This is a genomic window from Bacillus sp. FSL K6-6038 (assembly GCF_038050455.1).
Lineage (GTDB): Bacteria > Bacillota > Bacilli > Bacillales > Bacillaceae_G > Bacillus_A > Bacillus_A pseudomycoides.
In genome coordinates, this window is the sequence record NZ_JBBOUH010000001.1 from 3963567 (window position 1) to 3986766 (window position 23200).

General features: G+C 36.1%; 29 protein-coding genes and 1 riboswitch. Of the genes, 9 read left to right on the forward strand and 20 right to left on the reverse strand.

Annotated features, from left to right (window positions below; genetic code table 11):
• Positions 1 to 11 precede the first annotated feature (11 nt).
• The 9 genes from corA to spoIIM all read right to left on the reverse strand — a co-directional run bounded on the left by corA (position 12) and on the right by spoIIM (position 8144).
• Positions 12 to 974: a magnesium/cobalt transporter CorA gene (corA, locus tag NSQ40_RS20795; protein WP_003208351.1), complete on the reverse strand. Its 963-nt coding sequence runs from the start codon at positions 972 to 974 to the stop codon at positions 12 to 14.
• Positions 975 to 1034: 60 nt separating this feature from the next.
• Positions 1035 to 2339 carry a pyrimidine-nucleoside phosphorylase gene (locus tag NSQ40_RS20800; RefSeq protein WP_033796399.1) on the reverse strand — a complete coding sequence of 435 codons (1305 nt, stop codon included), beginning with the start codon at positions 2337 to 2339 and terminating at the stop codon, positions 1035 to 1037.
• Between the two features lie 7 nt (positions 2340 to 2346).
• Positions 2347 to 3168 carry a purine-nucleoside phosphorylase gene (locus tag NSQ40_RS20805; protein WP_003208346.1) on the reverse strand — a complete coding sequence of 274 codons (822 nt, stop codon included), beginning with the start codon at positions 3166 to 3168 and terminating at the stop codon, positions 2347 to 2349.
• 13 nt (positions 3169 to 3181) lie between these two features.
• A complete protein-coding gene (deoB, locus tag NSQ40_RS20810) occupies positions 3182 to 4366 on the reverse strand; it encodes a phosphopentomutase (RefSeq protein WP_098101648.1) in 1185 nt (394 codons plus the stop codon).
• 365 nt (positions 4367 to 4731) lie between these two features.
• Positions 4732 to 5472 carry a FixH family protein gene (locus NSQ40_RS20815; RefSeq protein WP_018766098.1) on the reverse strand — a complete coding sequence of 247 codons (741 nt, stop codon included), beginning with the start codon at positions 5470 to 5472 and terminating at the stop codon, positions 4732 to 4734.
• Between the two features lie 228 nt (positions 5473 to 5700).
• Entirely contained in the window at positions 5701 to 6591 is an 891-nt protein-coding gene (gene xerD, locus NSQ40_RS20820) for a site-specific tyrosine recombinase XerD (RefSeq protein ID WP_003208345.1), read from the reverse strand.
• A 6-nt stretch (positions 6592 to 6597) separates the two neighbouring features.
• The gene (locus NSQ40_RS20825; RefSeq protein WP_016116176.1) at positions 6598 to 6828 is read right to left on the reverse strand and encodes a YqzK family protein; all 231 of its coding nucleotides are present in this window, start codon (positions 6826 to 6828) and stop codon (positions 6598 to 6600) included.
• 105 nt (positions 6829 to 6933) lie between these two features.
• A complete protein-coding gene (gene fur, locus NSQ40_RS20830) occupies positions 6934 to 7389 on the reverse strand; it encodes a ferric iron uptake transcriptional regulator (protein WP_000392653.1) in 456 nt (151 codons plus the stop codon).
• Positions 7390 to 7496: 107 nt separating this feature from the next.
• Complete coding sequence (spoIIM, locus tag NSQ40_RS20835; protein WP_003208343.1) at positions 7497 to 8144, reverse strand: stage II sporulation protein M; 648 nt, start codon at positions 8142 to 8144, stop codon at positions 7497 to 7499.
• 124 nt (positions 8145 to 8268) lie between these two features.
• On the opposite strand from spoIIM, the gene NSQ40_RS20840 reads away from it, so the two are divergent.
• Complete coding sequence (locus tag NSQ40_RS20840; RefSeq protein ID WP_033797245.1) at positions 8269 to 8820, forward strand: GNAT family N-acetyltransferase; 552 nt, start codon at positions 8269 to 8271, stop codon at positions 8818 to 8820.
• Between the two features lie 22 nt (positions 8821 to 8842).
• Here NSQ40_RS20840 and NSQ40_RS20845 read toward each other — a convergent pair whose 3' ends face one another.
• On the reverse strand, positions 8843 to 9382 hold the full coding sequence (locus NSQ40_RS20845; RefSeq protein WP_003208342.1) for an NUDIX hydrolase: 540 nt from the start codon (positions 9380 to 9382) through the stop codon (positions 8843 to 8845).
• Positions 9383 to 9456: 74 nt separating this feature from the next.
• Between NSQ40_RS20845 and mciZ the strand changes: the two genes are divergently transcribed.
• Both mciZ and NSQ40_RS20855 read left to right on the forward strand, forming a co-directional pair.
• Complete coding sequence (gene mciZ / locus NSQ40_RS20850; protein ID WP_003200060.1) at positions 9457 to 9585, forward strand: Z-ring formation inhibitor MciZ; 129 nt, start codon at positions 9457 to 9459, stop codon at positions 9583 to 9585.
• Between the two features lie 53 nt (positions 9586 to 9638).
• Positions 9639 to 10553 (forward strand): aldo/keto reductase, encoded by a 915-nt coding sequence (locus tag NSQ40_RS20855; protein ID WP_003208341.1) that lies wholly within the window; start codon positions 9639 to 9641, stop codon positions 10551 to 10553.
• 29 nt (positions 10554 to 10582) lie between these two features.
• Here the strand turns inward: NSQ40_RS20855 and NSQ40_RS20860 are convergent, their stop codons facing one another.
• The 4 genes from NSQ40_RS20860 to NSQ40_RS20875 all read right to left on the reverse strand — a co-directional run bounded on the left by NSQ40_RS20860 (position 10583) and on the right by NSQ40_RS20875 (position 12958).
• A complete protein-coding gene (locus tag NSQ40_RS20860; RefSeq protein WP_003208340.1) occupies positions 10583 to 11410 on the reverse strand; it encodes an aldo/keto reductase in 828 nt (275 codons plus the stop codon).
• A 154-nt stretch (positions 11411 to 11564) separates the two neighbouring features.
• Entirely contained in the window at positions 11565 to 12068 is a 504-nt protein-coding gene (locus NSQ40_RS20865) for a DNA topology modulation protein (RefSeq protein WP_098101655.1), read from the reverse strand.
• A gap of 33 nt (positions 12069 to 12101) precedes the next feature.
• Positions 12102 to 12626 (reverse strand): GrpB family protein, encoded by a 525-nt coding sequence (locus NSQ40_RS20870; RefSeq protein WP_006095887.1) that lies wholly within the window; start codon positions 12624 to 12626, stop codon positions 12102 to 12104.
• A gap of 68 nt (positions 12627 to 12694) precedes the next feature.
• On the reverse strand, positions 12695 to 12958 hold the full coding sequence (locus tag NSQ40_RS20875; RefSeq protein ID WP_003202682.1) for a YqkE family protein: 264 nt from the start codon (positions 12956 to 12958) through the stop codon (positions 12695 to 12697).
• A gap of 232 nt (positions 12959 to 13190) precedes the next feature.
• Here NSQ40_RS20875 and NSQ40_RS20880 point away from each other — a divergent pair, with 232 nt between their 5' ends.
• Positions 13191 to 14780 carry a bifunctional metallophosphatase/5'-nucleotidase gene (locus NSQ40_RS20880; RefSeq protein WP_098101660.1) on the forward strand — a complete coding sequence of 530 codons (1590 nt, stop codon included), beginning with the start codon at positions 13191 to 13193 and terminating at the stop codon, positions 14778 to 14780.
• Between the two features lie 242 nt (positions 14781 to 15022).
• On the forward strand, positions 15023 to 15466 hold the full coding sequence (locus tag NSQ40_RS20885) for a ferritin-like domain-containing protein (RefSeq protein ID WP_003200068.1): 444 nt from the start codon (positions 15023 to 15025) through the stop codon (positions 15464 to 15466).
• A gap of 154 nt (positions 15467 to 15620) precedes the next feature.
• On the opposite strand, the gene NSQ40_RS20890 is transcribed toward NSQ40_RS20885, so the two are convergent.
• Positions 15621 to 16097, reverse strand: coding sequence for a ribbon-helix-helix domain-containing protein (locus NSQ40_RS20890; RefSeq protein WP_018766104.1), 477 nt, complete (start codon positions 16095 to 16097; stop codon positions 15621 to 15623).
• A 133-nt stretch (positions 16098 to 16230) separates the two neighbouring features.
• On the opposite strand from NSQ40_RS20890, the gene NSQ40_RS20895 reads away from it, so the two are divergent.
• Both NSQ40_RS20895 and NSQ40_RS20900 read left to right on the forward strand, forming a co-directional pair.
• On the forward strand, positions 16231 to 17229 hold the full coding sequence (locus tag NSQ40_RS20895) for an alpha/beta fold hydrolase (RefSeq protein ID WP_098018771.1): 999 nt from the start codon (positions 16231 to 16233) through the stop codon (positions 17227 to 17229).
• Positions 17230 to 17361: 132 nt separating this feature from the next.
• Positions 17362 to 18681 carry a Na+/H+ antiporter family protein gene (locus NSQ40_RS20900; RefSeq protein ID WP_006095892.1) on the forward strand — a complete coding sequence of 440 codons (1320 nt, stop codon included), beginning with the start codon at positions 17362 to 17364 and terminating at the stop codon, positions 18679 to 18681.
• A gap of 27 nt (positions 18682 to 18708) precedes the next feature.
• Here NSQ40_RS20900 and NSQ40_RS20905 read toward each other — a convergent pair whose 3' ends face one another.
• Positions 18709 to 19647: a LacI family DNA-binding transcriptional regulator gene (locus NSQ40_RS20905; protein WP_098101663.1), complete on the reverse strand. Its 939-nt coding sequence runs from the start codon at positions 19645 to 19647 to the stop codon at positions 18709 to 18711.
• Between the two features lie 147 nt (positions 19648 to 19794).
• Complete coding sequence (locus NSQ40_RS20910; protein WP_003208327.1) at positions 19795 to 20274, reverse strand: GNAT family N-acetyltransferase; 480 nt, start codon at positions 20272 to 20274, stop codon at positions 19795 to 19797.
• An 83-nt stretch (positions 20275 to 20357) separates the two neighbouring features.
• On the opposite strand from NSQ40_RS20910, the gene NSQ40_RS20915 reads away from it, so the two are divergent.
• A complete protein-coding gene (locus NSQ40_RS20915) occupies positions 20358 to 21281 on the forward strand; it encodes an alpha/beta hydrolase (RefSeq protein ID WP_033796395.1) in 924 nt (307 codons plus the stop codon).
• 15 nt (positions 21282 to 21296) lie between these two features.
• Here NSQ40_RS20915 and NSQ40_RS20920 read toward each other — a convergent pair whose 3' ends face one another.
• On the reverse strand, positions 21297 to 21542 hold the full coding sequence (locus tag NSQ40_RS20920) for a DUF2552 family protein (RefSeq protein WP_003200083.1): 246 nt from the start codon (positions 21540 to 21542) through the stop codon (positions 21297 to 21299).
• Positions 21543 to 21683: 141 nt separating this feature from the next.
• Here NSQ40_RS20920 and NSQ40_RS20925 point away from each other — a divergent pair, with 141 nt between their 5' ends.
• Complete coding sequence (locus tag NSQ40_RS20925; protein WP_003200081.1) at positions 21684 to 21890, forward strand: CDGSH iron-sulfur domain-containing protein; 207 nt, start codon at positions 21684 to 21686, stop codon at positions 21888 to 21890.
• 38 nt (positions 21891 to 21928) lie between these two features.
• Here NSQ40_RS20925 and crcB (NSQ40_RS20930) read toward each other — a convergent pair whose 3' ends face one another.
• Together crcB (NSQ40_RS20930) and crcB (NSQ40_RS20935) are read right to left on the reverse strand one after the other, a co-directional pair.
• Positions 21929 to 22282 carry a fluoride efflux transporter CrcB gene (gene crcB, locus NSQ40_RS20930; RefSeq protein ID WP_016116195.1) on the reverse strand — a complete coding sequence of 118 codons (354 nt, stop codon included), beginning with the start codon at positions 22280 to 22282 and terminating at the stop codon, positions 21929 to 21931.
• Positions 22279 to 22683 (reverse strand): fluoride efflux transporter CrcB, encoded by a 405-nt coding sequence (crcB, locus tag NSQ40_RS20935; RefSeq protein WP_003208320.1) that lies wholly within the window; start codon positions 22681 to 22683, stop codon positions 22279 to 22281. Before crcB (NSQ40_RS20935) ends, crcB (NSQ40_RS20930) begins: the two co-directional genes overlap by 4 nt.
• 313 nt (positions 22684 to 22996) lie before the next feature.
• A riboswitch (FMN riboswitch) is annotated at positions 22997 to 23140 on the forward strand.
• The last annotated feature ends 60 nt before the right edge of the window (positions 23141 to 23200 follow it).

The window sequence follows — 23200 nt, forward strand, 5'->3', positions numbered from 1 at the left end:
TCGGCGTTTTTTTACTTAAACCATCCTTTTTTATAGAACCAGGCCATCATTCCTCCACCAATTAACGCCATAATAACTAAACAAATAAAATAGCTATATTTCCCTGCTAACTCTGGCATATGCGCGAAGTTCATCCCATACACCCCTGCAATAAATGTTAATGGCATGAAGATGGTCGAGAAAACCGTTAATGTTTTCATAATATTGTTCATATGATGCGAATTCAATGAAAAATAGCTATCTCTAATATCAGCTGTTAATTCTCGGCTTGCTTCAATCATTTCAGAAAGCTTTAGTAAATGATCATGTATATCCTTAAAGTAAATTTCATGATCACTTACACCGTAAAACCGAGTTGAATTTAAAATACGATACAAGAGGTCACGCATCGGTATAATTGTACGTCTAAGCTTAGATAAGTCCGTACGAATATCGAATACTTCTTCTAGTACACGCCCTGCTGTATCCCCTGTTAAATTATCATCAATCGCATTTAAATGATCTTCAATATAATAAACAGGTGCAAAGTAGTCATCCACAATTTGGTCAATGATTGTATGTGCTACATGGAGGGGACTCTTCTTGATACGTTTCCTCTCGCCAAGCGTTGTCCACACTCTTTCAATCGCATTATTATGTGAAAAATGGAAAGAGACAATATAACGATCACTAACAAATAGATCGATCTCATGTGGCTCTAATCCATCTTCTCCAAATGCATGGAGAACTAAAAAGTTATATCCATCATAGAAATCCACTTTTGGTCTCTGTACATATTCTACACAATCTTCAATCGCAAGGGGATGGAACTTAAAATGTTTTTGTAAAATGTATGTATACTCTTCTTTTGTTGGCTTATATAAATCAAGCCAATACCATGCGATATCTTCTCGTCCTGTTTCTTCTAACGAAACATCGTATAATACTTCATCTTCTTTCGTTACTGCACAAATTTTAATCATAATTTCACCCATTATTATTATAAACAAAAAACAGTAAAAAAAGCCAAGGAGAAGGCTCCTTAGCTTTTTAACTTATTTCGTTACAATGCCATGCACGAGTTTCGGTGCATCAACATGGTCTTTCGCAATTTTCATGTTCTCATAAATTTTCGCTTTTACATCTTCTACATTTTCGCGATTCGCGTAAATCGTAACAAGTGAGTCACCTTTTTTTACGCCATCGCCCACTTTTTTGCGAAGCATAAGTCCAACAGCTAAATCGATCTCAGATTCTTTCGTTGCACGGCCTGCCCCTAAAAGCATTGCTGCTGTTCCAATTTCATCTGCAACAATTTCAGATACGTATCCATCTTCTTTTGCCTCTACTTCAATTTTAAATTGTGCTTGTGGCAGTTTAGAAGGATCATCAACAACAGAAGCATCCCCGCCTTGCGCTGCCAGGAACGTTTTAAACGCTTCTAACGCTTTTCCATTGTTCATTACTTCGATTAGTTTTTCACGCGCATCTTCTAAAGAAGAAGCTTTTCCAGCAAGGTATACCATTTGACTTCCAAGTGTTAAACATAACTCTTCTAAGTCTTTTGGTCCTTTACCTTGTAATGTATCAATTGCCTCTTGTACTTCTAATGCATTACCAATTGCCTCGCCAAGCGGTTGGCTCATATCAGAAATAACTGCCATCGTTTTACGACCAACATTATTACCAATACGTACCATTGCTTCTGCTAAACGTTTTGCATCTTCATCCGTTTTCATAAATGCACCTGCACCTGTTTTTACATCAAGTACAATTGCATCTGCACCAGCAGCAATTTTTTTACTCATAATAGAGCTCGCAATAAGAGGGATCGAGTTTACTGTCGCTGTTACATCACGAAGTGCATATAACTTTTTATCAGCAGGTGTTAAGTTTCCACTTTGTCCGATAACTGCAATTTTATTTTCATTTACAAGACGAATAAATTCATCATTTTCAATTTCCACATGGAATCCTGGTACTGCTTCTAATTTATCGATTGTACCGCCTGTATGCCCTAATCCTCGACCAGACATTTTAGCAACTGGTACATCTAAAGCAGCCACTAATGGACCTAATACAAGCGTAGTTGTATCACCAACACCGCCCGTTGAATGCTTATCTACTTTTACTCCTTCAATCGCTGATAAGTCAATTGTATCGCCGCTATTCACCATTGCCATCGTTAAATCGGCACGCTCTTGATCATCCATATCTTGGAAGAAAATTGCCATTGCGAATGAGCTCATTTGATAATCTGGAATGTCACCATTTGTATAGCCTTCTACAATAAATTTCACTTCTTCTGTTGTTAATGCATGTCCATCACGTTTTTTGGCAATTAGGTCCACCATTCTCATTGTAAACTCACCCCTTCATTTGTTTTACAATTGCTTTTACTAATGCTAAGAAATTAGATTTCACACGTTCTGTCGTTTCAATTACTTCATCATGATGAAGTGGCTGATCTAAAATACCAGCTGCCATGTTTGAAATACAAGAAATTCCAAGTACTTTCATACCAGCATGGCGCGCTACAATAACTTCCGGTACAGTAGACATACCAACTGCATCTCCGCCAAGTGTACGAAGCATACGAATTTCAGCAGGTGTTTCGTATACAGGACCTGTCATTCCAACGTATACACCTTCTTGCACTTTAATATTTAAGTCTGCCGCAACTTGTTTTGCCATTTCGCGAAGCTCTTCCGTATACGATGTAGACATATCAGGGAAACGTACGCCCATTTCAGCATCATTTGGTCCGATTAATGGATTCGTACCCATGAAGTTAATATGGTCTGAAATTAACATAAGATCGCCTGGTTCAAATGATGTATTTACACCACCAGCTGCGTTTGTTACAACAACTGTTTCTACACCTAGTTCCTTCATAACACGAACTGGGAATGTTACTTTTTGCATGTCATATCCTTCGTAGAAATGGAAACGTCCTTGCATCGCAACTACAGTAACACCTTGAAGTGTACCAAATACAAGCTGCCCTGCATGACCTTCTACAGTTGATACTGGAAATTCAGGAATTTCGCTGTATGGTACTGTTACAGCATTTTCGATTTCATCTGCTAAGACACCTAGTCCAGATCCAAGGATAAGTCCTACTTGTGGTGTTTCTTGGAATTTCTCTTTTAAGTATGAAGCTGATTTTGTAATAAGTTCACGATTCATTATGTTGTCCCCCTTATTTCTTTAAGTTGTTTAAGAAACTTGTTCCGTATTCTGGCATTTTCACACCGAAGTTTTCTGCTACAGTCGCACCAATATCAGCAAATGTTTGGCGAAGTGTTAATTCTTGTCCGCCGTCTTTCATGCTTGGGCTATATGCTAGTAATGGTACGTATTCACGTGTATGGTCAGTACCATAATGAATTGGATCATTACCATGATCTGCTGTAATGATTAATAAATCATCTTCTTTTAGTTTTTCAAATACTTCTGGAAGACGTGCATCATATTCTTGCAATGCTTCTCCGTATCCTTGAGGATCACGACGATGACCGAACATCGCATCAAAATCAACTAAATTCAAGAAGCTAAGACCTGTAAAGTCCATATTCAATGTATCTACAAGCTTATCCATTCCATCCATATTAGATTTTGTACGAAGAGATTCAGTTACGCCTTCCCCATCGTAAATATCAGAAATTTTACCAATTGCAATTACGTCATAATTGCTATCTTTTAGTTCGTTCATTACTGTACGACCAAATGGTTTTAATGCATAGTCATGACGGTTTGGTGTACGTGTGAAGTTTCCTGGTTCTCCAACGAATGGACGAGCAATAACGCGGCCCACCATATATTTTTCGTCCAGTGTTAACTCACGTGCAATTTTACAAATGTTATATAGCTCTTCAAGTGGTACTACTTCTTCATGAGCTGCGATTTGTAATACGCTATCAGCAGAAGTATACACGATCAAAGAACCTGTCTCCATTTGCTCTTGACCAAGTTCATCAAGAATCTCTGTTCCAGAAGCAGGTTTATTACCGATGATTTTGCGCCCTGTTTTTGCTTCTAACTCATCAAGTAACTCTTTTGGGAATCCTTCCGGGAACACTTGGAATGGTTTATCGATGTAAAGACCCATGATTTCCCAGTGGCCTGTCATTGTATCTTTACCAGTAGATTTTTCTTGCATTTTTGTATAGTAACCAAGTGGCTTCTCTACTTTAGAAATCCCTTTCATTTCACGAATATTACCAAGGCCTAATTTCACCATGTTTGGCATTTGTAATCCATTCATATGTTCAGCAATATGACCGATTGTATCAGAACCTACATCACCAAACTTTTCAGCATCTGGAGCTTCTCCGATTCCTACAGAGTCCATTACGACTAGGAAAATACGTTTATATTTATTCATAACTGCAACCTCCTATATGTTCAGTTCTACTTCTTGTAGTATGTTCAAAACGTTGTAAAGTGAAACTGTTATCAGTAAGAATTCTCTCGTTTCCCCACTAACTAAAACACTTGTTCAAGTCATTCTCCAACCCGCTTCGCTCTATTTTCAAACGAAGCAAAAAACTTTCCTGTTTTTTCTAAGTCAGATGTCAGACATCTCATACTGATATCATAACATGTTTACGCTTTCTTTTTAATACATTTTCGTAGAAATTCTTATTTTTGTCACACTTTCTATTGTAATCCATTCTGCACAGAAGTGCTAATGAAATTATGATATATTTCATTAACCTAAAGAAAAAAGCAGCTCTAAAGAGCCGCTCCTTATTTTACCTCTACTGTTTCTTCTTTATGTTCGTGAAGTTCACCTTTTCTCACATGAACCTTCACTTTATAAGCACCTGCGTCTTTAAACGTATGTTTGCTTTCATACTCGCCTTTATTACCTTCTTTTGCTGGAATAAACTCATGTTTTTCCACGCCGTCTTTCCAAATTTCAAGTTGTACTTCAGCTCCAGTTAATGCTTCTTCCTTTTGTTTCAAATGAACTTTCATTGTTGATTCAGCATTTGCTTTTACATCGCCAGCCATAAGGTGAATCATCGTATCACTCTTATGATCGCCATGTCCTGCTTCATGACCACCATTTTCTTTCTTCGTATCCTCAACTTTTGCATTTCCTACAGCAATTTTCACTTCTGGCATAACATGCATTTCACGTGCATTTGTATGTGCAATAACATGATACACGCCGTCAGATGGGAATGTTTTCTCTACCGCATAAACACCTTTCCCTTTATGCTTACCGTTTAACATTTCATGTTTTTCTTCGCCATCTTTCCAAATTTCAAACTTCACATCGTCAGCATCCGTTACTTTTTCTTTTCCTTGCGTAACAAGTGCCTGTACTTCTGTTTTTTCATTTGGCTTAATTTCTTTCGGGTTTGTTTGAACTGCTACTTTAACTTCTTCAAGTTTCTCTTTTTTCGGCGCTTCTTCTTTCTTTGTATTACAACCAGCTAATGCTAGCATCGCAATAAATAACGTAATTATCAGTTTTTTCATTATCATTTCCTCCTTCATACTCTACTTAGTATAGAGGAAAAGACTAGTCGTATTCTAGCCTCCTGCTGAAAACAATATAAGAAATGTTTGTGAAGTTTTTGTGAAGTGCTTTTTTCTACTTATTTTCCAATTTCAAAATGCATTCTATAATTACTAGAATGCGAATCGTCAAAACTACCTAACTCTTACACTCCCGCCTTACATTACAATAAAAAAAGAGCATAATCATTATGCTCTCGGGTGAAACTGTTTATATACATCTTTTAATCTAGCTTTTGAAACATGCGTATAAATTTGTGTTGTTGAAATATCTGCATGTCCCAGCATTTCTTGTACAGCACGCAAATCCGCTCCATTTTCCAATAAGTGTGTCGCAAACGAATGACGCAAAGTATGCGGTGTAAGCTCTTTTTCTATATTCGCCTCTTTTGCTAGTCGTTTTAAAATTTTCCAAAAACCTTGTCGTGATAAGCGGTTGCCATGATGGTTCAAAAAAAGTGCATCTACTGTTTTTTTGCCCATCAATTCTTTTCTTCCCTTTTCAATATAGCGCTGAATTGCTTCCGTTGCTAAGCTTCCAAGCGGAATGATTCTTTCTTTATTCCCTTTTCCGACGCAGCGAACAAATCCCATTGTCAAATGAACATCCTCTAAATTTAGTGCAATTAATTCGGAAACACGTAGTCCTGTTGCATACAATAACTCTAGCATAGCCTTATCGCGAATACCGAATGCACTTGTCTCTTTTGGCGTTTGAAGCAATGCCTCTACCTCACTCACTGACAATACCTTCGGTAATTTCCGCTCACCTTGAGGTGTTTCAATATGTACAGATGGATCATGTTCTACCACTCGTTCACGAAGTAAAAACTGATGAAACGAACGAATAGAGGCAATGTGGCGTGCCAACGTTTTTGATGATTTTCCGTTCTCTTTTAAATACTGCAAAAAATTCACAATGTGTATCCTTGTCACTTCGTGAAATGTTTTGATTTGCTCGACATGTTGTAAATACTTCACATAACTTTTCAAATCACGCTCATAGGATACAACTGTATTTTTAGCTAACCCTTTTTCAACAATCATATAATGAATAAAATCTTTTAATTGATCTTCCAATCTGCACTACTCCCCATTTTCATAGAAAAAAATCATTCTATTTACGAAAGCATCTTTTGCTGGTTCCTCATTCCCTGATACTTTTTCTACTGTCTCTTCTTTTGGTTTTTCATAACGATGATAACTTTCATATTCTTCATTTATCCATAGTATAGCGAAATAAAACAAAATCGTACAACCTGTAAATAATAAAAATACTTTCATCCCATCAAAAGTTAATTTTAAAGCTCGGCGCATTGTAAACTCCTCCAAAATATATGTTATTACAACATATGCCAAGCTTTCTGCGATTTATACCTAAATTCAAATAAAAAAACCTCTTCCTAGCTAAATAGGAAAAGGTTATTTTTCATCCGTTTCATTTTCTTGACAATTTTTACAAATCCCATGGAAAGTTAAACGATGGTCTTTTACCTTAAAGCTCCAGTCTCGTTCTACTTTTTTCTCCACTTCACCAAGTAAATCCTCTTGAATTTCTTGTACAGCACCGCATTGTGTACAAATTAAATGATGATGGAAACGCTGTGCACCTTCTTGACGTAAGTCATAGCGTGAAACACCGTCTCCGAAGTTAATTTTATCAACAACTTTTAACTCAGATAATAACTCTAAAGTTCGATAGACGGTTGCTAGTCCGATCTCTGGCGACTTTTCTTTCACAAGGAGGTAAACATCTTCTGCGCTTAAATGATCTTCTTCATTTTCTAGCAGCACACGAACCGTTGCTTCACGTTGTGGTGTTAACTTATAGCTCGCTGCATGCAATTGCTTCTTAATTCGTTCAATTCTCTCTTCCATTCGGTACTACTCCCTCCTCGCCACTCTTACACCATTATATCAGAAGAAGGGCTTCTGTCAAAAGAAAAAACAATCAAAATAACTTGATAATTATTCTCAAGTAGTATTTATTTTTTATTAATAGACTCCACGACTTCTTTCATTAAAACTGGTGAAGCATACGCTTCAATACTAGAGGCAATTGCTAATATCACTCCAATGATTAGAAAAAAGCAAGTGTAACGTATTAACATCGGCAATAGCGGCTCGTTGATTTTTCGAATAAATTGATGCCTAATCATACGTAAAGAAAAACTTGCAGCAACTGTCGTCATTACAAGAAACGCTGGAATGATAATTAAATTTTGTGGCAACACGGATACAAATGCTAATAACAATCCATTCCAACCGTGCTGACTCACTAAAAAACCTACTGTAAACCCAACAACTACCCCTTTTAAAAATAATAAAATAAAGATCAGTGGTAATCCAATAATTGAAATACCTAACAGCCAAATAAATCCAATATATTTTAATTGTGAAAAGTAACTTTCTCGAAACATTTCACTCGCAATTGCAAATTCACCTTTGGAAACTTGTCCAAAAAATCGGTTCAAATAAAAAGATAAATCTTGCTTTTGATTCACCTGCAAACTATTTACAAGAATTGCCCCAAATACTACTCCCATCAATAATAAAACGGAAACAAATATGTAAAGCGAAGAATTCTCTTGGATATGAGAAATTACACGATTTTGCCAAGTTTTTCGTAACATTTTTCTTCCCTCCGTTCACACTCTTACTAAAATGTATGAAAGAAAGAAAAAAGTATGACGAATTAACATTGAAATTCCGCTCTACTTTGCTAAACTTAAAAGTAGAGAATAGGAGGGATTTTGCTTGAAACCATTATTATTAGATTTTCCAACATTATTTCAAACTGAGCGCCTACAAGTACGCAAACCATTCCCAGGTGATGGAACAGAGGTGTATGAAGCAATTCAAGCTTCTGTAGAAGACTTACAACCTTGGATGTCCATTACATCTGAAACAGAAGAAAGTGCTGAGGAAATAGTTCGGGAAGCTCATGGACAATTTTTACTTCGTGAAACATTAGCTTTTCACTTATATGATAAAGTATCTGGTACGTTTATTGGAGCTCTTACCCTTCATCCAGAAAACTGGGATATTCCAAAATTTTCACTTCGTTTCTGGTTACATAGCACTTATACAAAACAAGGTTATATGACAGAAGCAGTAAAAGGCGCTGTCCAGTTTGCTTTTGATAAACTTAGTGCGAGACGACTTGAAATTCGCTGTGATGCTACAAATGTAAATGCATGTGCCTTAGCAGAACGTCTTGAATTTATTTTAGAAGGTACACTAGAAAACGACTTTCTTGCTCCAGACGGTAGCTTACGTGACACACGCGTATACGCCAAAATTAATTAAAACACTCGCCTTGGGCGAGTGTTTATTTTTGTAATTGCAAGTATTGTACAGCGAACATAGTCTTTGCATCATGGATACGTTGATTTTTCATAAGTTCAACTGCTTCTTCTAATGAAACTTCCATTAATTCCACAAACTCATCTTCATCTAAAGCTGCTTTATTTTCCTTTTTCTTCAATCCAGTTGCTTTGTATACATATAGAATTTCATCCGCAAAACCAGGTGATGTATAGAAAGATGTAACAAATTCCATTTTGTCACATACATACCCTGTCTCTTCTTCTAATTCACGAGCCGCTGTTACCTCTGGCTTTTCTCCAGGCTCTAATTTTCCAGCAGGAATTTCTACAATCTCTTTTTCTAATGCTTTACGGTACTGCTCAACAAGCACGATTTTCTTTTCATCTGTCACAGCAATTATAGCAACCGCACCAGGATGATTGACAATCTCACGTTTACTCACTTCTCCATTTGGCAATACTACATCATCAACACGAACTTTAATAACTTTCCCATCAAAAATTGGTTCGGTTGCAATCGTTCTCTCTGCAAGATTACTCACAATATTTCATCTCCCTATTCTATTTCCTACTTGTTCTTCATACATTTTACCACACTGAAAGGAGCGTGATAAAAATGAAAGTATATATTTTACCAAATCGTATCACGTTGGTCGGAAAGGCTTGGCAAATTCGGCATCAGCTAAAGCAATACGGAAAAGAGTATAAAACTGTAAAAGAATGGATTACAGCAAACAAAAAGTAAACATTTGTCAACCTTCTTCTGCTTTCGTACAATACAAGTAAGGAGGTTGGCCTATGAAAAAACGTCAATTAGGAAACTCAGATTTATATGTTACTGAAATGGGACTCGGTTGTATGTCCCTTGGCACCAATGAACATGAAGCGATCCGCATCATCCATGAAGCAATGGATTTAGGAATTAATTTTTTTGATACAGCAGACTTATACAATTATGGATTAAATGAAGAATTTGTTGGAAAAGCTCTTAAGGGAAAACGCGATCAAATTGTTCTTACAACGAAAGTAGGAAACCGCTGGATTGAGGAGAAAAACGGCTGGTCTTGGGACCCTTCTAAAGCTTATATAAAAGCAGAGGTAAAAGAAAGTTTATGCCGCCTGCAAACGGATTATATTGATTTATATCAACTTCACGGCGGTACAATCGAAGATCCTATCGATGAAACAATCGAAGCATTTGAAGAATTAAAACAAGAAGGTGTGATTCGTCATTACGGAATTTCTTCTATCCGTCCAAACGTCATTCGTGAATATGCAAAATGTTCTAATATCGTTAGTGTATTGATGGAATATAGTCTTTTAAATCGCCAGCCTGAAGAATGGTTTCCACTACTTCAGGAGCATCAAATTAGCATCATTGCACGAGGACCACTTGCGAAAGGATTGTTAACTGATAACAATGAAAGAAAGATAGAAAAAGTGAAAGAAAAAGATTATCTTTCTTATTCTTATGATGAGTTAATAAAAACATTAACTACTGTAAAAGAAATTACAAAGGAACGTTCGTTAACTGAAACAGCTCTTCAATATTGTTTACATGACCCGATTGTGGCAGCTGTTATTCCTGGCGCTAGCTCCATCCAGCAACTACAAGAAAATGTACAAGCTAACAATCAATCTCCATTAACAACTGAAGAATATAAACAAATTCAAGCAGCTGTTAAATGCGATACATACACATTACACCGATAAAAAATGCTACCGTAATCGGTAGCGTTTTTTTACATCGTATCGTATTTATCAGGATTTGTTCCAACATGTAAATTGCGATCAAGCGTATCAATTTGTTTGATTTCTTCTTCTGTTAATGAAAAATCAAAAATAGTAAAGTTCTCTTGAATACGCGATGGTGTAACAGATTTAGGGATTGTTACAATGCCACTTTGAATATCCCAGCGTAAAATAATTTGAGCAGGCGTTTTTTCATACTTTTTAGCAATTTCTTGAATAATCGGATGCTGAAATACTTCGCCGCCTCTCATTAACGGGCTCCATGCTTCCATTTGAATTTGTTCATTTTGACAAAAATCACGTAATTCAAACTGTGCAAGCATCGGATGAAGCTCTACTTGGTTCACCATCGGCTTCACATTACAATTTGGCAACAACTGTTCTAAATGGTGCTGATGAAAATTTGAAACACCAATTGCACGTACTTTTCCTTCTTCATATAATTTCTCAAGGGCACGATATGTATCTATGTATTTCCCTCTTATTGGCCAGTGAATCAAATATAAATCCACATAATCCATTTGTAATTCCTTCAAACTTTTGTCAAATGCTTGAAGTGTTGCTTCATAGCCTTGATCGTCATTCCATACTTTTGTCGTAATAAACAATTCTTCACGTGCGATTCCTGATTCACGAATCGCTTCTCCGACACCGCTTTCATTTTCATATACAGTCGCTGTATCAATAGAGCGATATCCAACTTCTAAAGCTGTTTTTACCGCTTGCTTTACTTCTTCTCCCTCTTTTGCTTTATATACACCTAAACCAAGCATCGGCATTTTCACGCCATTATGAAGTGTAGTTGTTGGAATATACATGATAGGCCGTTCCTCCTTCTTCTCTCCTGCGAATTCTATAGACAGGGTGCCGCTAAATTTTATAACCGTCACTTTATTTGAACAAGATTCTTGAAAAAAGTCAAAAAATATATACAGTTAACATAATAATTTTATTAAATAAGACTGTTTCATCTTATAGCTTTTGTAAAAACTCCTCTATTTCAGCTGAAGATTTGAAAATAACAATATTTTTCTCAGCAGATACAGCTTGTATTTCCCCCAAAATAGCAGGTCGTTTCACTTTTGGATACGTCCATACCCACTTCAAGAACTCAAAATCTAATTGTTCTTCACACCCTTCTCCCATATCAGGGCGTGTTTTATTATGATATTGTATCCTTCTTTTTATTACGCGATATAAACATTGTATTCTTGGCAAATCAATAAAGATAATGGTATCAGCTGCCTCTAATCGTATATCCATTGTAAATCCATAGTTTCCATCGATAATCCAAGCTTCCTGCGTTACTAATTCTTTTTGTACCTGTATTTGTTCTTCGCGACTTGCTAGCACCCAATCTTTTTTCCAATAGAGTGCATCAAGATGAAATACTGGAAGTTGTAGTATCTCCCCTAATCGCCGTGAAAAAGTTGATTTTCCAGCTCCCCCAGAACCAATAATCATAATCTTTCTCATCTCTTCTCTCCCCTTGCAAAAAATAACGCAAGCTTACTCGCTTCCGTTATTTTTTCTCCACTCAAGTGCTTTCTCATCAATGTTACGCACGAAGTCATTCTTTCCTTCTGTATATTGATCTCCATCATATGTGAATTTTTCTGCTAAATCTTTTTTCAATGCCGCATATACCTCTGCCTCTTCACAGTGTGCCATCATATAATCGCGAAATGCTAAATGACGTGTAATTTCCGGATTTCCTGTTCCGAAAACATGTAAATGATACGATCGTTTTTCTTCTGTTCCATGAATAAAAAAGCGGCGACCCGGGATACCATTCTCACCTTTTACAATGTAGCCAAGTTGTTGAAAACATTCATTCCAATGATCTACGCTCTCAATGTTCTCTACTTCCATAATCATATCAACAATTGGCTTTGCTGCGAGTCCCGGTACTGATGTGCTACCAATGTGATGTACTTTCACATGTTCTGGCATCGCTGCTTTTAACCTCTGTGATTCTATTTGAAATTTCTCACCCCAATGGTTTTCATAAGGAACGACTACAATCTTTCTCATCCCAATTCCCCTTTTCTTATCAAATCGTTAAAAAATCATCAGGACAATTGTACTGATGATTTTTTACATTATTTAAAGTCTTTCCAAGTGAGATTACTTTCACTTAATAATTCTTCAAACGATTTATTCTTTTCACGTTCCTTTTGCTCTTTACGCTTTCTTTCTTGTTCTTCTATTTCTTTTTGCTCCACTCTTACTTGTAATTCTTTCTTCTTACTTTTCAATTGATTCATTAACGATTTATTCAATTGATCACCAATTGTAATGGAATCTTTCTCTGGCTGATTCATTTGCGTTTGTCTTTGCATTTGTCTCTGTTTCTTTTTCTTCATACTGCTCACCTTTTACTTTTTTCTCCATTATAGGGGAAATACCTTACTCTCGACAATAAAAAAGACCATTCACTTTCGATTTCCCTATTATTTTTATTTTGTAAAGATGTAAAGAGAAAAATAAAATTTCATTAATTTTTATAATAAAAAGAATTTTTATAGCAATAACTCTCTTAATCTATTAAAATTATGTCGTATGATGTCAGATTATAAAAAAAGGGAGAGAAAACTCATGTGGAAAAAAGTCATTCCTGCAGCTTTAGTATTAAGTACAATTACTTTTTCAAGTGTATTTGCTGCACCTCCATCTCAAGTACCAGCAGAACAAAATCACTACATAGACGTACAAATGCTTGGTATTAACGACCTTCACGGTCAACTAGACACTGTAAAGAAAATTAACAACAAAGAAGCAGGGGGAGCTGAGTACTTAGCTGCTTATTTACGTGATCGTGAAAAACAAAACCCAAATACACTTATGGTTCATGCTGGCGATATTGTCGGAGCAAGTCCTCCAGTTTCTGCATTATTGCAAGATGAACCTACAATCGAATTTTTAAATGATCTAGGTTTTGATGTTGGAACTATTGGAAATCATGAATTTGACGAAGGTATTAACGAAATGAATCGCCTTATTTACGGTGGGTATCACGAAAAAACAGGGAATTTTAAAGGAGCAAACTTCCCTTATGTTGCTGCAAATTTCTACAATAAATCAACTGGACGCTTATTTCTACCACCATTTACTGTAAAAATGGTACAAGGAGTTCCTGTCGGCTTTATCGGGGTTGTAACAACGGATGTTCCTAACGTTGTTATGCCTACTATGCTAAAAAATGTACAAATTACAGATGAAGTTGAAGCAATTAACACATCCGTAAAACAACTGAAAAAACTAGGTGTTAAATCTATCGTTGTTCTTGCACATAATGGAGGTACAACGGATGATAACGGCGTAACAAATGGCGATATCGTTCGCTTAGCAAATGAGACTGATCCAGAAGTCGATGTCATTTTCGGTGGTCATAGTCACACTTATGTAAATGGAACCGTTAATAACAAACTTGTCGTACAAGCAAATTCTTATGGAATGGCTTTCGCTGATGTCGATGTAAAAATTGATCGTAAAACAAAAGATATTATTGAGAAAAAAGCGGAAGTTGTTACAACCTACCATGAGGGAATAGAGCCTGACCAACAAGTGAAAAAGAAAATGGAACAGTATAAAGAAAAAATCGCACCACTTGTAAATCAGGTTGTCGGAAAATCCACTGCTCCGATAGATCGTAAACAAAATACCGCTGGTGAATCAACTCTTGGAAACTTAGTTGCTGACGCTCAACGCGCGACCATGAACGCTCAAATTGCCCTTATGAATCCTGGTGGCATCCGTAATGACTTAGATGCTGGTGATATTACATGGGGCGAATTATATGGTATCCAACCATTTGGTAATCAATTAATAAAGGTTAATTTGACAGGGCAAGACATTCGAGATATTTTGAATCAACAGTGGCAAAAAAGTGTAACAAGAATGCTTCAAATTTCAGGTATTCAGTACACTTGGGATGCGAATAAACCAGACGGTGAAAAAGTTACCAATATCCATTTAACAAATGGAGAAGAGCTAGTTGCCTCTAAAACTTACAGCGTTGTTGCAAATGCCTTTCTAGGTTCAGGTGGAGATGGATTTGTATCCTTTAAAAATGGAAAAAATGCTGAAACAGGACCAAATGATTTTGAAGCGTTAGTAGATTATGTAAAGCAAGTAAAAGAACCGATTCAACCTATTATTGATGGGCGAATTCAAAAAGTTAATTAACTTTTCTTTTAAATAAATTTATAAAAAAGAGAGAAACTATATTATTAAATTATGATTTTTTAAAAATTAATCTTTATGATAAGAACCCTGTATTCCATTAGAATACAGGGCTTTTTATTGACCTCTATGGAGAAAGGACATGCAATAAAAATTCACTTTACCCTAAATCACATTTTAAAGGATATGCACTCAGTATATTGATTTCTCGTAGGATATATGAGCAGGAACTGGGAGGTGAACATATGTATTCTTATTCAAATGATTACAATTTGATATACAGACAAAACGACAAACTAATTCATGACATTGAAAATGCAATTAACGGAGAGTATAGTGCAATAAATTGCTATGCTAAATTAGCTAATTTAGCTCCACAAGATAATGAACGCAATCAAATACTCGAAATCCGACAAGACGAAATAAAACATTTCCAGCAATTTGTACAAATTTATATTCATTTAACCGGTAAACAACCTCAGCCAAAAATTATTGAACAATGTCCAGATTCTTATGTGAATGGATTAGAATTCGCGCTACAAGATGAGCAACGAACAGTCGATTTTTACTTGAAAATTGCAGATGACACTACAGATCAATATATTAAGGAGGCATTTCGTAGAACAGCAGCAGATGAACAAAATCACGCCGTTTGGTTCCTATATTATTTTTTAAAAGCTAAAAAATAATAATTGTTTTATACAAAGCAAATGCCTAATCCATGAAGATTTTCTCATCCCCACCTAACTTCTTTACTTTCACTAAAAACTCTAACTATCCACAAATTGCTAGATAAAAATACAGAGGATACATGCTCTTACATTGAACATAGTATCCTTTCTTTCATTTATCCTGATACAATTCATCAGCTTCTTCATATTTCCGCAAAAATTCTATCAACGCTTCTTCTACAATTCTAGATTTATGAATACCTGTTGCAGCCGATACAACGTCTAGTTTCTCTAAAATTTCCGTACATATAGAAAAAGTACGTTTTTTCTTTTCATTACTTTTGACTATTTTGGGGATAATAAGTTCCTCTCGTTTTCGCAATAATTCATAAATATTTTGCAATTGTTCATAAATCAAAACCTGATAATCTGTTTTTACATATTGAAGCGCAGTAGCTTCTTGAAGATATAAATGGCGGGGCTCTTCTCCCTCTCCAATGAATATTCGTTTCTTCTGTTCGCCATCATATTCATATCCAAGCACTCTTAACTTTTTCGACAATGCATATGGGCTCATGTCGAGGCGTTTCGCAATAATAGCAAGTGGTTCACGTTTGTTTAAGCAATCTATAATTTCTCCAACCGTCACTTTCTTCCCCCTCTCCCTGAGCTCTCATAGTTGAAATACAGTCGGCATGTTATGATACAATAATTTCTTAATAGTATATGCAAAATCGTACACCCTTGCGATACATACCATTAGAGAAAAGGAGGTTTTTTATATGCTGTTTCGTAGCCACACTCCACAGTTTTACAACGAATTTAAGAATCCAACTTCAAATAGCGTCGCTACGATAGAAAGCGTGACGATTAACAATCATCAGCAATCTCTACTCATTCGTGGTCAAGACGTAAATCAACCTATTTTATTATGCTGTCATGGCGGTCCTGGCACGGCACAAATTGGATTCATTCGCCATTTTCAAAAAGATTTAGAAAAGCACTTTATTGTTGTCAATTGGGATCAACGTGGAGCAGGAAAATCTTTTTCTTGGCGGGATATAAAAGCACCTTTCACAATTGAACAATTTGTTTTAGATGCACTTGAAGTAATAAAATATCTTCTTTCTCGCTTCAAAAAACAAAAACTATTTCTCGCTGGACATTCTTGGGGAAGTATTATCGGTCTACAAATTGCAAATCAATATCCAGAATACATCGAAGCCTACATTGGCATCGGTCAGATTGTACATATGAAGCAAAACGAAGAATTGCTCTATCAGCATTTAATTCATTCTGCAAAAAAACATGGACACGAGCGGGCATTGACCTCTCTAACAAAACTAGGAAAACCTCCTTTTCTAGATATGCGGCGTCTTATCATTCAAAGGAAGTGGCTCGGTACATTTGGAGGAGCAGTTCAAAACGGGACTTCGTTTTCTTTCATTCGTAAAGGGCTATTTTCTTCAGAATATACATTGCTAGATTGGGTGAGATTTCTCGCAGGAAATATGAAATCTGGGGCATTATGGGAAGAAATGCTGACAGTAGATTTCTTTTCTTCAATCTCAAAACTTTCCGTACCTGTTTATTTTTGTTCTGGTCGTTTCGACTATCAAACACCTTATGCACTCGTTCAACAATATTGCGATACAATTCAAGCACCCATCAAAAAAATGATTTGGTTCCCAAACTCTGCTCATTCACCAAATTTAGAAGAACCTAAACTGTTTGCAAAGTCTTTATGCTCTATTAAACAAGAGCTATCTTTTCTACACTAGTAATCGTTATACCTTTTACATTTCACAGAAAACATTTTATAATTACATATTGCAACTTTACTCAAGTTAGTAAGCATTTCTATCCAGAATAAGCTGCACAAACAGAAAAAGATCAGGGAGATTACATTTATTATGAACGCTGTACTCATCGCAGTAGCAGTGATGCTACTGCTTAGTTTATTACGTGTCCAAGTCATTGTCGCTATTATCGTCGGTGCCTTAACAGGTGGACTAATTGGTGGACTTGGAATTTCAGAAACAATCAATACTTTTACTACGGGTCTTGGAAACAGTGCTCCAATCGCTTTAAGTTACGCCATGCTCGGAGGATTTGCTATTTCTCTTTCCAAAACAGGTCTGCCCGACGCTATGATTCATACTGCACTGAACTTAGTTGGTAATGAAAAAGACACACAAAAGCAAACATATTCAAAAATACTCATTTTATTTATTATTTTGGCAATGGCTTGTTTTTCACAAAATGTTATTCCGGTTCATATTGCTTTTATCCCTATTCTAATTCCAGCGCTTTTAAAAGTACTAAATGAACTGAAAGTGGACCGCCGGCTTGTTACATGTATTATTACATTCGGATTAATCACTCCTTACATGTGGGTTCCAGCTGGATTTGGAAAAATTTATCACGATGTACTACAAACAAATGCACAGCAAAGCGGACTTACATTTGATGTAGCGCTTATCCCAAAAGCAATGACAATTCCAGCAATAGGAATGATTATCGGTCTATGTATCGCTGTTTTCATTACATATCGTAAACCACGTACTTATCACACCGAACCTATTCATGCCGCATCTGATGAAGCCGCTCCTTATACAAAAAGAAGCATTTCCTTTGGGTTATTGTCTATTATCGCAACACTAAGTGTGCAGCTAGCAACAGAATCCATGATTTTTGGCGCACTAGCTGGAATCATTGTATTATCCGTTAGTGGTAGCCTTCCTTTAAAAGAAGCTGATGCTATTTTAACAAGTGGTATGCGAATGATGTCATTTATCGGTTTCGTCATGATTTCTGCCGCTGGATTCGGAGCAGTTCTTCGGAAAACAGGGCATGTTGAATCACTTGTTCAGACAAGCGTCAATTTAATTGGAAACAGCAAACCGCTCGCTGCCTTTCTTATGCTTGTTATCGGTCTGCTCGTTACGATGGGAATCGGTTCTTCCTTTTCTACCATTCCGATTTTAACAACCATCTTCGTCCCGCTATGTATCCAACTTGGGTTTAGCCCGATGGCAACCATCGCTATTATCGGTACAGCTGGTGCATTAGGTGATGCTGGTTCTCCAGCATCTGATAGTACACTAGGACCTACCTCAGGTTTAAATGCTGATGGCAGGCATCATCATATATGGGATACGTGTGTCCCAACTTTTCTTCACTACAATATTCCGTTACTTATATTCGGCTTTATTGCTGCTATAACATTATAAAAAAGGTGCGTTTGCTAGACGCACCTTTTACTTTGTAGATTCTCGTTCGATTAATATAAACTCTTGCTTCACTTCCTCAAGTTTCACTTGTTCCTTTTTCATTTTCCCTACCAATCTTTGTACAGCTAATACTCCTTGCTTTTCAACACAACTTCCAATTGTTGTCAAAGACGGCGTAACCCATTCACCTTGTAAACTTCCCTTAAAACCAATGACTTGCAAATGATTCGGTATATGGAGATCAAGAGCATTCGCCGCGCGAATTGTAGCAATTGCAATCGCATCGCTAGCAGCTACTATACCATCTATATAAGGATGCTTCCATAATAATTCAGCAATTTGACTTTCCTCATCTTGTCCCTTTATTTTTTCTTCTCGATAAGCAATTCCTTCATCCCAAACAGCATCTAAAAAACCAGCAGTGTGCTCTTCCATTGCTTCGTCTTCTATCTTATCCCCAATATAAGCAAGAAAATGACAACCTTTTTCTTTCAATACAGTAACGGCCTTTCTACCACTTTCATAATATGTAGAAATAGATGCTGCCTCTGTTCCGCCCTCAAGTACAACAAATGGAAGGGAAAGTTGCTTCACATGCTCAAATACATCTTTCGTCATAATAACGCCAGCAATATTATTTTGCATTAATATATCTATATATCCTGTTTTATTTTCTGTATTACAAATAACAATTTGATATCCTTCTTTATATGCAGCCTCTTCTACTGAACGAAGTAATGTTATATAGGATGGATCTTCTAAATTTGATACTAATATAGCAATCATTGTCGAAGATTTTTTAAATAACGCCTTCGCTACAGCATTTGGTTTATACTGTAGTTCTTCAATTGCTTGTTTTACTTGTTTTACTGTATCCTCATGAACATACCCTTTTTCATTAATGACTCGTGAAACGGTTGCGACTGAAACACCGGCCAATTTTGCAACATCACGTATGGTTGCCACATCGTCACCCCTTAATATGGTAATAGCTTACAATTTAAACCTAAAACAAAGTAGGGTATTCGTCAAGGTTATTATTTTATATTTCTGAAAATTGTTACATAAAATACTTCTTACATTTTCCATCTTCAACATATATAAAGATGGATTTTATAAATTCATTTTTTCTAGTTGAATTTCATGTAAAATCGCGATGTTATCATAGCCAATAAGCGGAATTTCTCGCTTTATCTTCCTTGCTTCCTTGACCGCATCAATATATAAATTCGTCATCATAAAACCACGTTTCTGATAAAAACGAAGTGCGTTTGTATTATCGTTTGTTGTAATAAGCCACACCTTTTTACAACATTGTTTTTTTGCAATATCAATTACGTACTCTACAAGCTTAGTTCCAATTCCCTTGTTCTCCTTAAAGCTATCTAAAGAAACAATCTCACAATCATTTTCTTTTATTTCATATGTAATAATTCCTATTATTCTGTTATCTTCAGTTGCAATAAAACCAGGCAATTGATCTAACTGATGTGCTCTTTCACGTGAAACCATCAACGTGCTTCCCCAATTTTCATGCATAAAAAGTTCAATTGTTTCTCTCATTTCCACTGTGATTTTTTGTATTCGAATCATGTCCCACTCTCTCCCCCTTTTACATCATTATGATACAATATAAGTGTATCATATGCAGAGATATTTGGAGGATGAGGGAAGATATGAAACGTTTTTTTACAGCATTGCTAACCATAATAGGAGCATTAATTGGTATCGGTATTTTCTTTACCAATAAAGTAATGTATTTAAAGAAAAAAACAGAGGAAGAAATTTTAGAACGTGAAACAAAAAAACACTTTCGCTTAGAGGATTTTAACGCCATTCCAAAAGAAGAGGTTCGTATCCCGTCTCAATTTAAATACGACCTTCACGGCTACTACATTTCTGCAGGCAATTCTAATAAATTTATGATTTTTTGCCACGGTGTAACCGTAAATAAAATAAACTCTGTCAAATATGCAAATTTATTTTTAAACAGAGGCTACAATGTATTTATTTATGATCATCGTCGCCATGGTAAAACAGGTGGTAAAACGACAAGTTATGGCTATTACGAAAAATATGATTTAAAGACGGTAGTTGACTGGCTCAAAGACCGTTTTGGTACAAATATTATACTTGGTGTTCATGGAGAATCAATGGGAGCAGCGACATTGCTACAATACGCAGGTATGGTGGAAGACGGTGCTGATTTTTACATTGCAGATTGTCCATTTTCTGACTTCTACGAACAATTACACCATCGCTTAAAAGTCGAGTTTCATTTACCAAAATGGCCACTACTACCATTGGCAAATGCCGTTTTAAAAGTACGAGACGGTTATACAATACGTGAAGTTTCTCCTATCGATTGTGTAAAAAACATAAATAATCCAGTCCTTTTTATTCATAGTAAAGACGATGACTATATTTTATGTGATATGACAAAAGCCCTTTATGAAGCAAAAGAAAATAATAAACAGCTCTTTATTGCAGAACACGGTGCACACGCTTGCTCTTATAACGAAAATAAACAAGAGTATGAGGATGCCGTTGATCGATTCTTAGAAACATATGTAAAAGAAACAAAAAACAGGCTTGCATAAGCCTGTTTTTTCATATTACTGCGCTAAAACATCTGTAACTTGTTCCATATTTTCAGAAATCCATTTTACCGCTTCATCAAGCGTTTGAAATTCTGTCGTTTGAAATGTTACCTCATCTTGCAAAAGCCACACATCTTTTGCTTCTTGTCCCACACCTGCAATCGACCAATGAAGTAAGCTATATGGATGATTATCATTTAAAAACGATGCCCAAGTGCGCTCATTTGCAATATTTTGTAATGTACGTAATTGTTTATTCATGTTTCGTCACCTTACTGTATTTCAGTTATAAACGTTATTATAACATTCTCTGCCCCTACACACAAAGAACTGTTTTCTTATTGTCAAGTGCTTCCTACAATTATATGATGAACATAAGCGTTTGAGAGGAGGGGAATAACGTTGGCAAAAGTTCAAATTAAAGTAAATGATAATGGTTCATTTCGCATTACAGGGGATGTGGAATTAATCGACTCACAAGGGAATGCTTTCCCGGCAAAACCTGCATTTTCTTTATGTCGCTGTGGCTTATCAAAAAATATGCCTTATTGCGACGCTTCGCATAAAGGCATATTTGAATCTGTCGTTCGAGCACCAAAGGGAGAATAATGATATAAGAAGCACGCGCAATGACTTGCGCGCGCTTCTTATATATGCCCTATATAAAAACCTAAAAATGCTGAAAAAATGCCTAGCATATAACTCATTATTAAATACAATACAGCCTTTTGTCCTTCTCGCTTATGTATCAATTGAACAATTTCAAGCTTAAATGTTGAAAAAGTAGTAAATGCTCCCATAAATCCTGTTCCGCATAATAATAGCCATGTACTACTCACCTCAGCTCCATACAATAGACCTAGTAAAAATGAGCCTAATATATTTACAAATAGTGTTCCATATGGAAACAAGCTTCCGTACTTTTCTTTCATTGCATTACTAATAGAAAATCTAGCAATTGCTCCAAAAAAACCACCGATTCCTACAAGCAATATATTCATAGTGCTCCTTCTTTCTTCATGCTTTTTTCATATAATGCATTTCCAAGATAAAATCCAAATAAAGAAAAGAGCAATCCTCCAACTACACTTGTACTTACATAATAAAAGGCCATAAGAAACGCTTCATGCTGCATGAATTTCAACGTCTCTACGTTAAATGTTGAAAAAGTGGTAAAAGAACCAATCATTCCTGTTCCAATGCTACTCATTATCACTTGTGAAACATGTTTCATACGAAACAAATACATCGTTAAAAATGCCAATAAAAAACTACCAATCATATTCGCTGACCATGTTGCCAGCGGAAAAGAATCGACTGAATGAATACCAGCCCATTGTCCTAATTCGTATCGTGCTAAAGCTCCAACAATACCACCGATTCCTACTGCAATATATTTCATATTTCCACCTCGTTTACATATACTGAAATCTTTCCCATACTATATATACATTTTGATTCTCCAACATTTAAGTCGCGGCTATGAAAACAAAAGCAGACCTCCATTTATTTTCTCCTTTTGTTTAACATGGCATGGGGTGAACCGCCTCGGACTCTCTCTCCTCCCCTAAAAAGAAAAGGTTTTCTATCAAGTTTTCAATTTGTATTTATATAGTATAACAAAATTAATTTCCCCCTTCATTTTCATACAATTCTTCACATTCGAATATTTTTTACTATCCCTTTTTCTTTTTTGTGCTATAATGTGAGCAAACAGCATCCTTCGGGGTCGGGTGAAATTCCCAACCGGCGGTGATGAAGTGCACACTTCTAAGTCCGTGACCCGTTTCCAACTCGGAAACGGTGGATCTAGTGAAATTCTAGGGCCGACAGTATAGTCTGGATGGGAGAAGGATATGTTTTCTAGTGCTTATATAGCGAATACACTTTTATTTTGGCGTACACATTTTTACTGATTC

Coding starts and splice junctions, on each gene's coding strand:
- corA (WP_003208351.1), bottom strand. CDS start 974: ATGGGTGAAATTATGATTAAAATTTGTGCAGTAACGAAAGAAGATGAA.
- NSQ40_RS20800 (WP_033796399.1), bottom strand. CDS start 2,339: ATGAGAATGGTGGACCTAATTGCCAAAAAACGTGATGGACATGCATTA.
- NSQ40_RS20805 (WP_003208346.1), bottom strand. CDS start 3,168: ATGAATCGTGAACTTATTACAAAATCAGCTTCATACTTAAAAGAGAAA.
- deoB (WP_098101648.1), bottom strand. CDS start 4,366: ATGAATAAATATAAACGTATTTTCCTAGTCGTAATGGACTCTGTAGGA.
- NSQ40_RS20815 (WP_018766098.1), bottom strand. CDS start 5,472: ATGAAAAAACTGATAATTACGTTATTTATTGCGATGCTAGCATTAGCT.
- NSQ40_RS20825 (WP_016116176.1), bottom strand. CDS start 6,828: ATGCGCCGAGCTTTAAAATTAACTTTTGATGGGATGAAAGTATTTTTA.
- fur (WP_000392653.1), bottom strand. CDS start 7,389: ATGGAAGAGAGAATTGAACGAATTAAGAAGCAATTGCATGCAGCGAGC.
- spoIIM (WP_003208343.1), bottom strand. CDS start 8,144: ATGTTACGAAAAACTTGGCAAAATCGTGTAATTTCTCATATCCAAGAG.
- mciZ (WP_003200060.1), top strand. CDS start 9,457: ATGAAAGTATATATTTTACCAAATCGTATCACGTTGGTCGGAAAGGCT.
- NSQ40_RS20855 (WP_003208341.1), top strand. CDS start 9,639: ATGAAAAAACGTCAATTAGGAAACTCAGATTTATATGTTACTGAAATG.
- NSQ40_RS20860 (WP_003208340.1), bottom strand. CDS start 11,410: ATGTATATTCCAACAACTACACTTCATAATGGCGTGAAAATGCCGATG.
- NSQ40_RS20865 (WP_098101655.1), bottom strand. CDS start 12,068: ATGAGAAAGATTATGATTATTGGTTCTGGGGGAGCTGGAAAATCAACT.
- NSQ40_RS20870 (WP_006095887.1), bottom strand. CDS start 12,626: ATGAGAAAGATTGTAGTCGTTCCTTATGAAAACCATTGGGGTGAGAAA.
- NSQ40_RS20875 (WP_003202682.1), bottom strand. CDS start 12,958: ATGAAGAAAAAGAAACAGAGACAAATGCAAAGACAAACGCAAATGAAT.
- NSQ40_RS20880 (WP_098101660.1), top strand. CDS start 13,191: ATGTGGAAAAAAGTCATTCCTGCAGCTTTAGTATTAAGTACAATTACT.
- NSQ40_RS20885 (WP_003200068.1), top strand. CDS start 15,023: ATGTATTCTTATTCAAATGATTACAATTTGATATACAGACAAAACGAC.
- NSQ40_RS20895 (WP_098018771.1), top strand. CDS start 16,231: ATGCTGTTTCGTAGCCACACTCCACAGTTTTACAACGAATTTAAGAAT.
- NSQ40_RS20900 (WP_006095892.1), top strand. CDS start 17,362: ATGAACGCTGTACTCATCGCAGTAGCAGTGATGCTACTGCTTAGTTTA.
- NSQ40_RS20910 (WP_003208327.1), bottom strand. CDS start 20,274: ATGATTCGAATACAAAAAATCACAGTGGAAATGAGAGAAACAATTGAA.
- NSQ40_RS20915 (WP_033796395.1), top strand. CDS start 20,358: ATGAAACGTTTTTTTACAGCATTGCTAACCATAATAGGAGCATTAATT.
- NSQ40_RS20920 (WP_003200083.1), bottom strand. CDS start 21,542: ATGAATAAACAATTACGTACATTACAAAATATTGCAAATGAGCGCACT.
- crcB (WP_016116195.1), bottom strand. CDS start 22,282: ATGAATATATTGCTTGTAGGAATCGGTGGTTTTTTTGGAGCAATTGCT.
- crcB (WP_003208320.1), bottom strand. CDS start 22,683: ATGAAATATATTGCAGTAGGAATCGGTGGTATTGTTGGAGCTTTAGCA.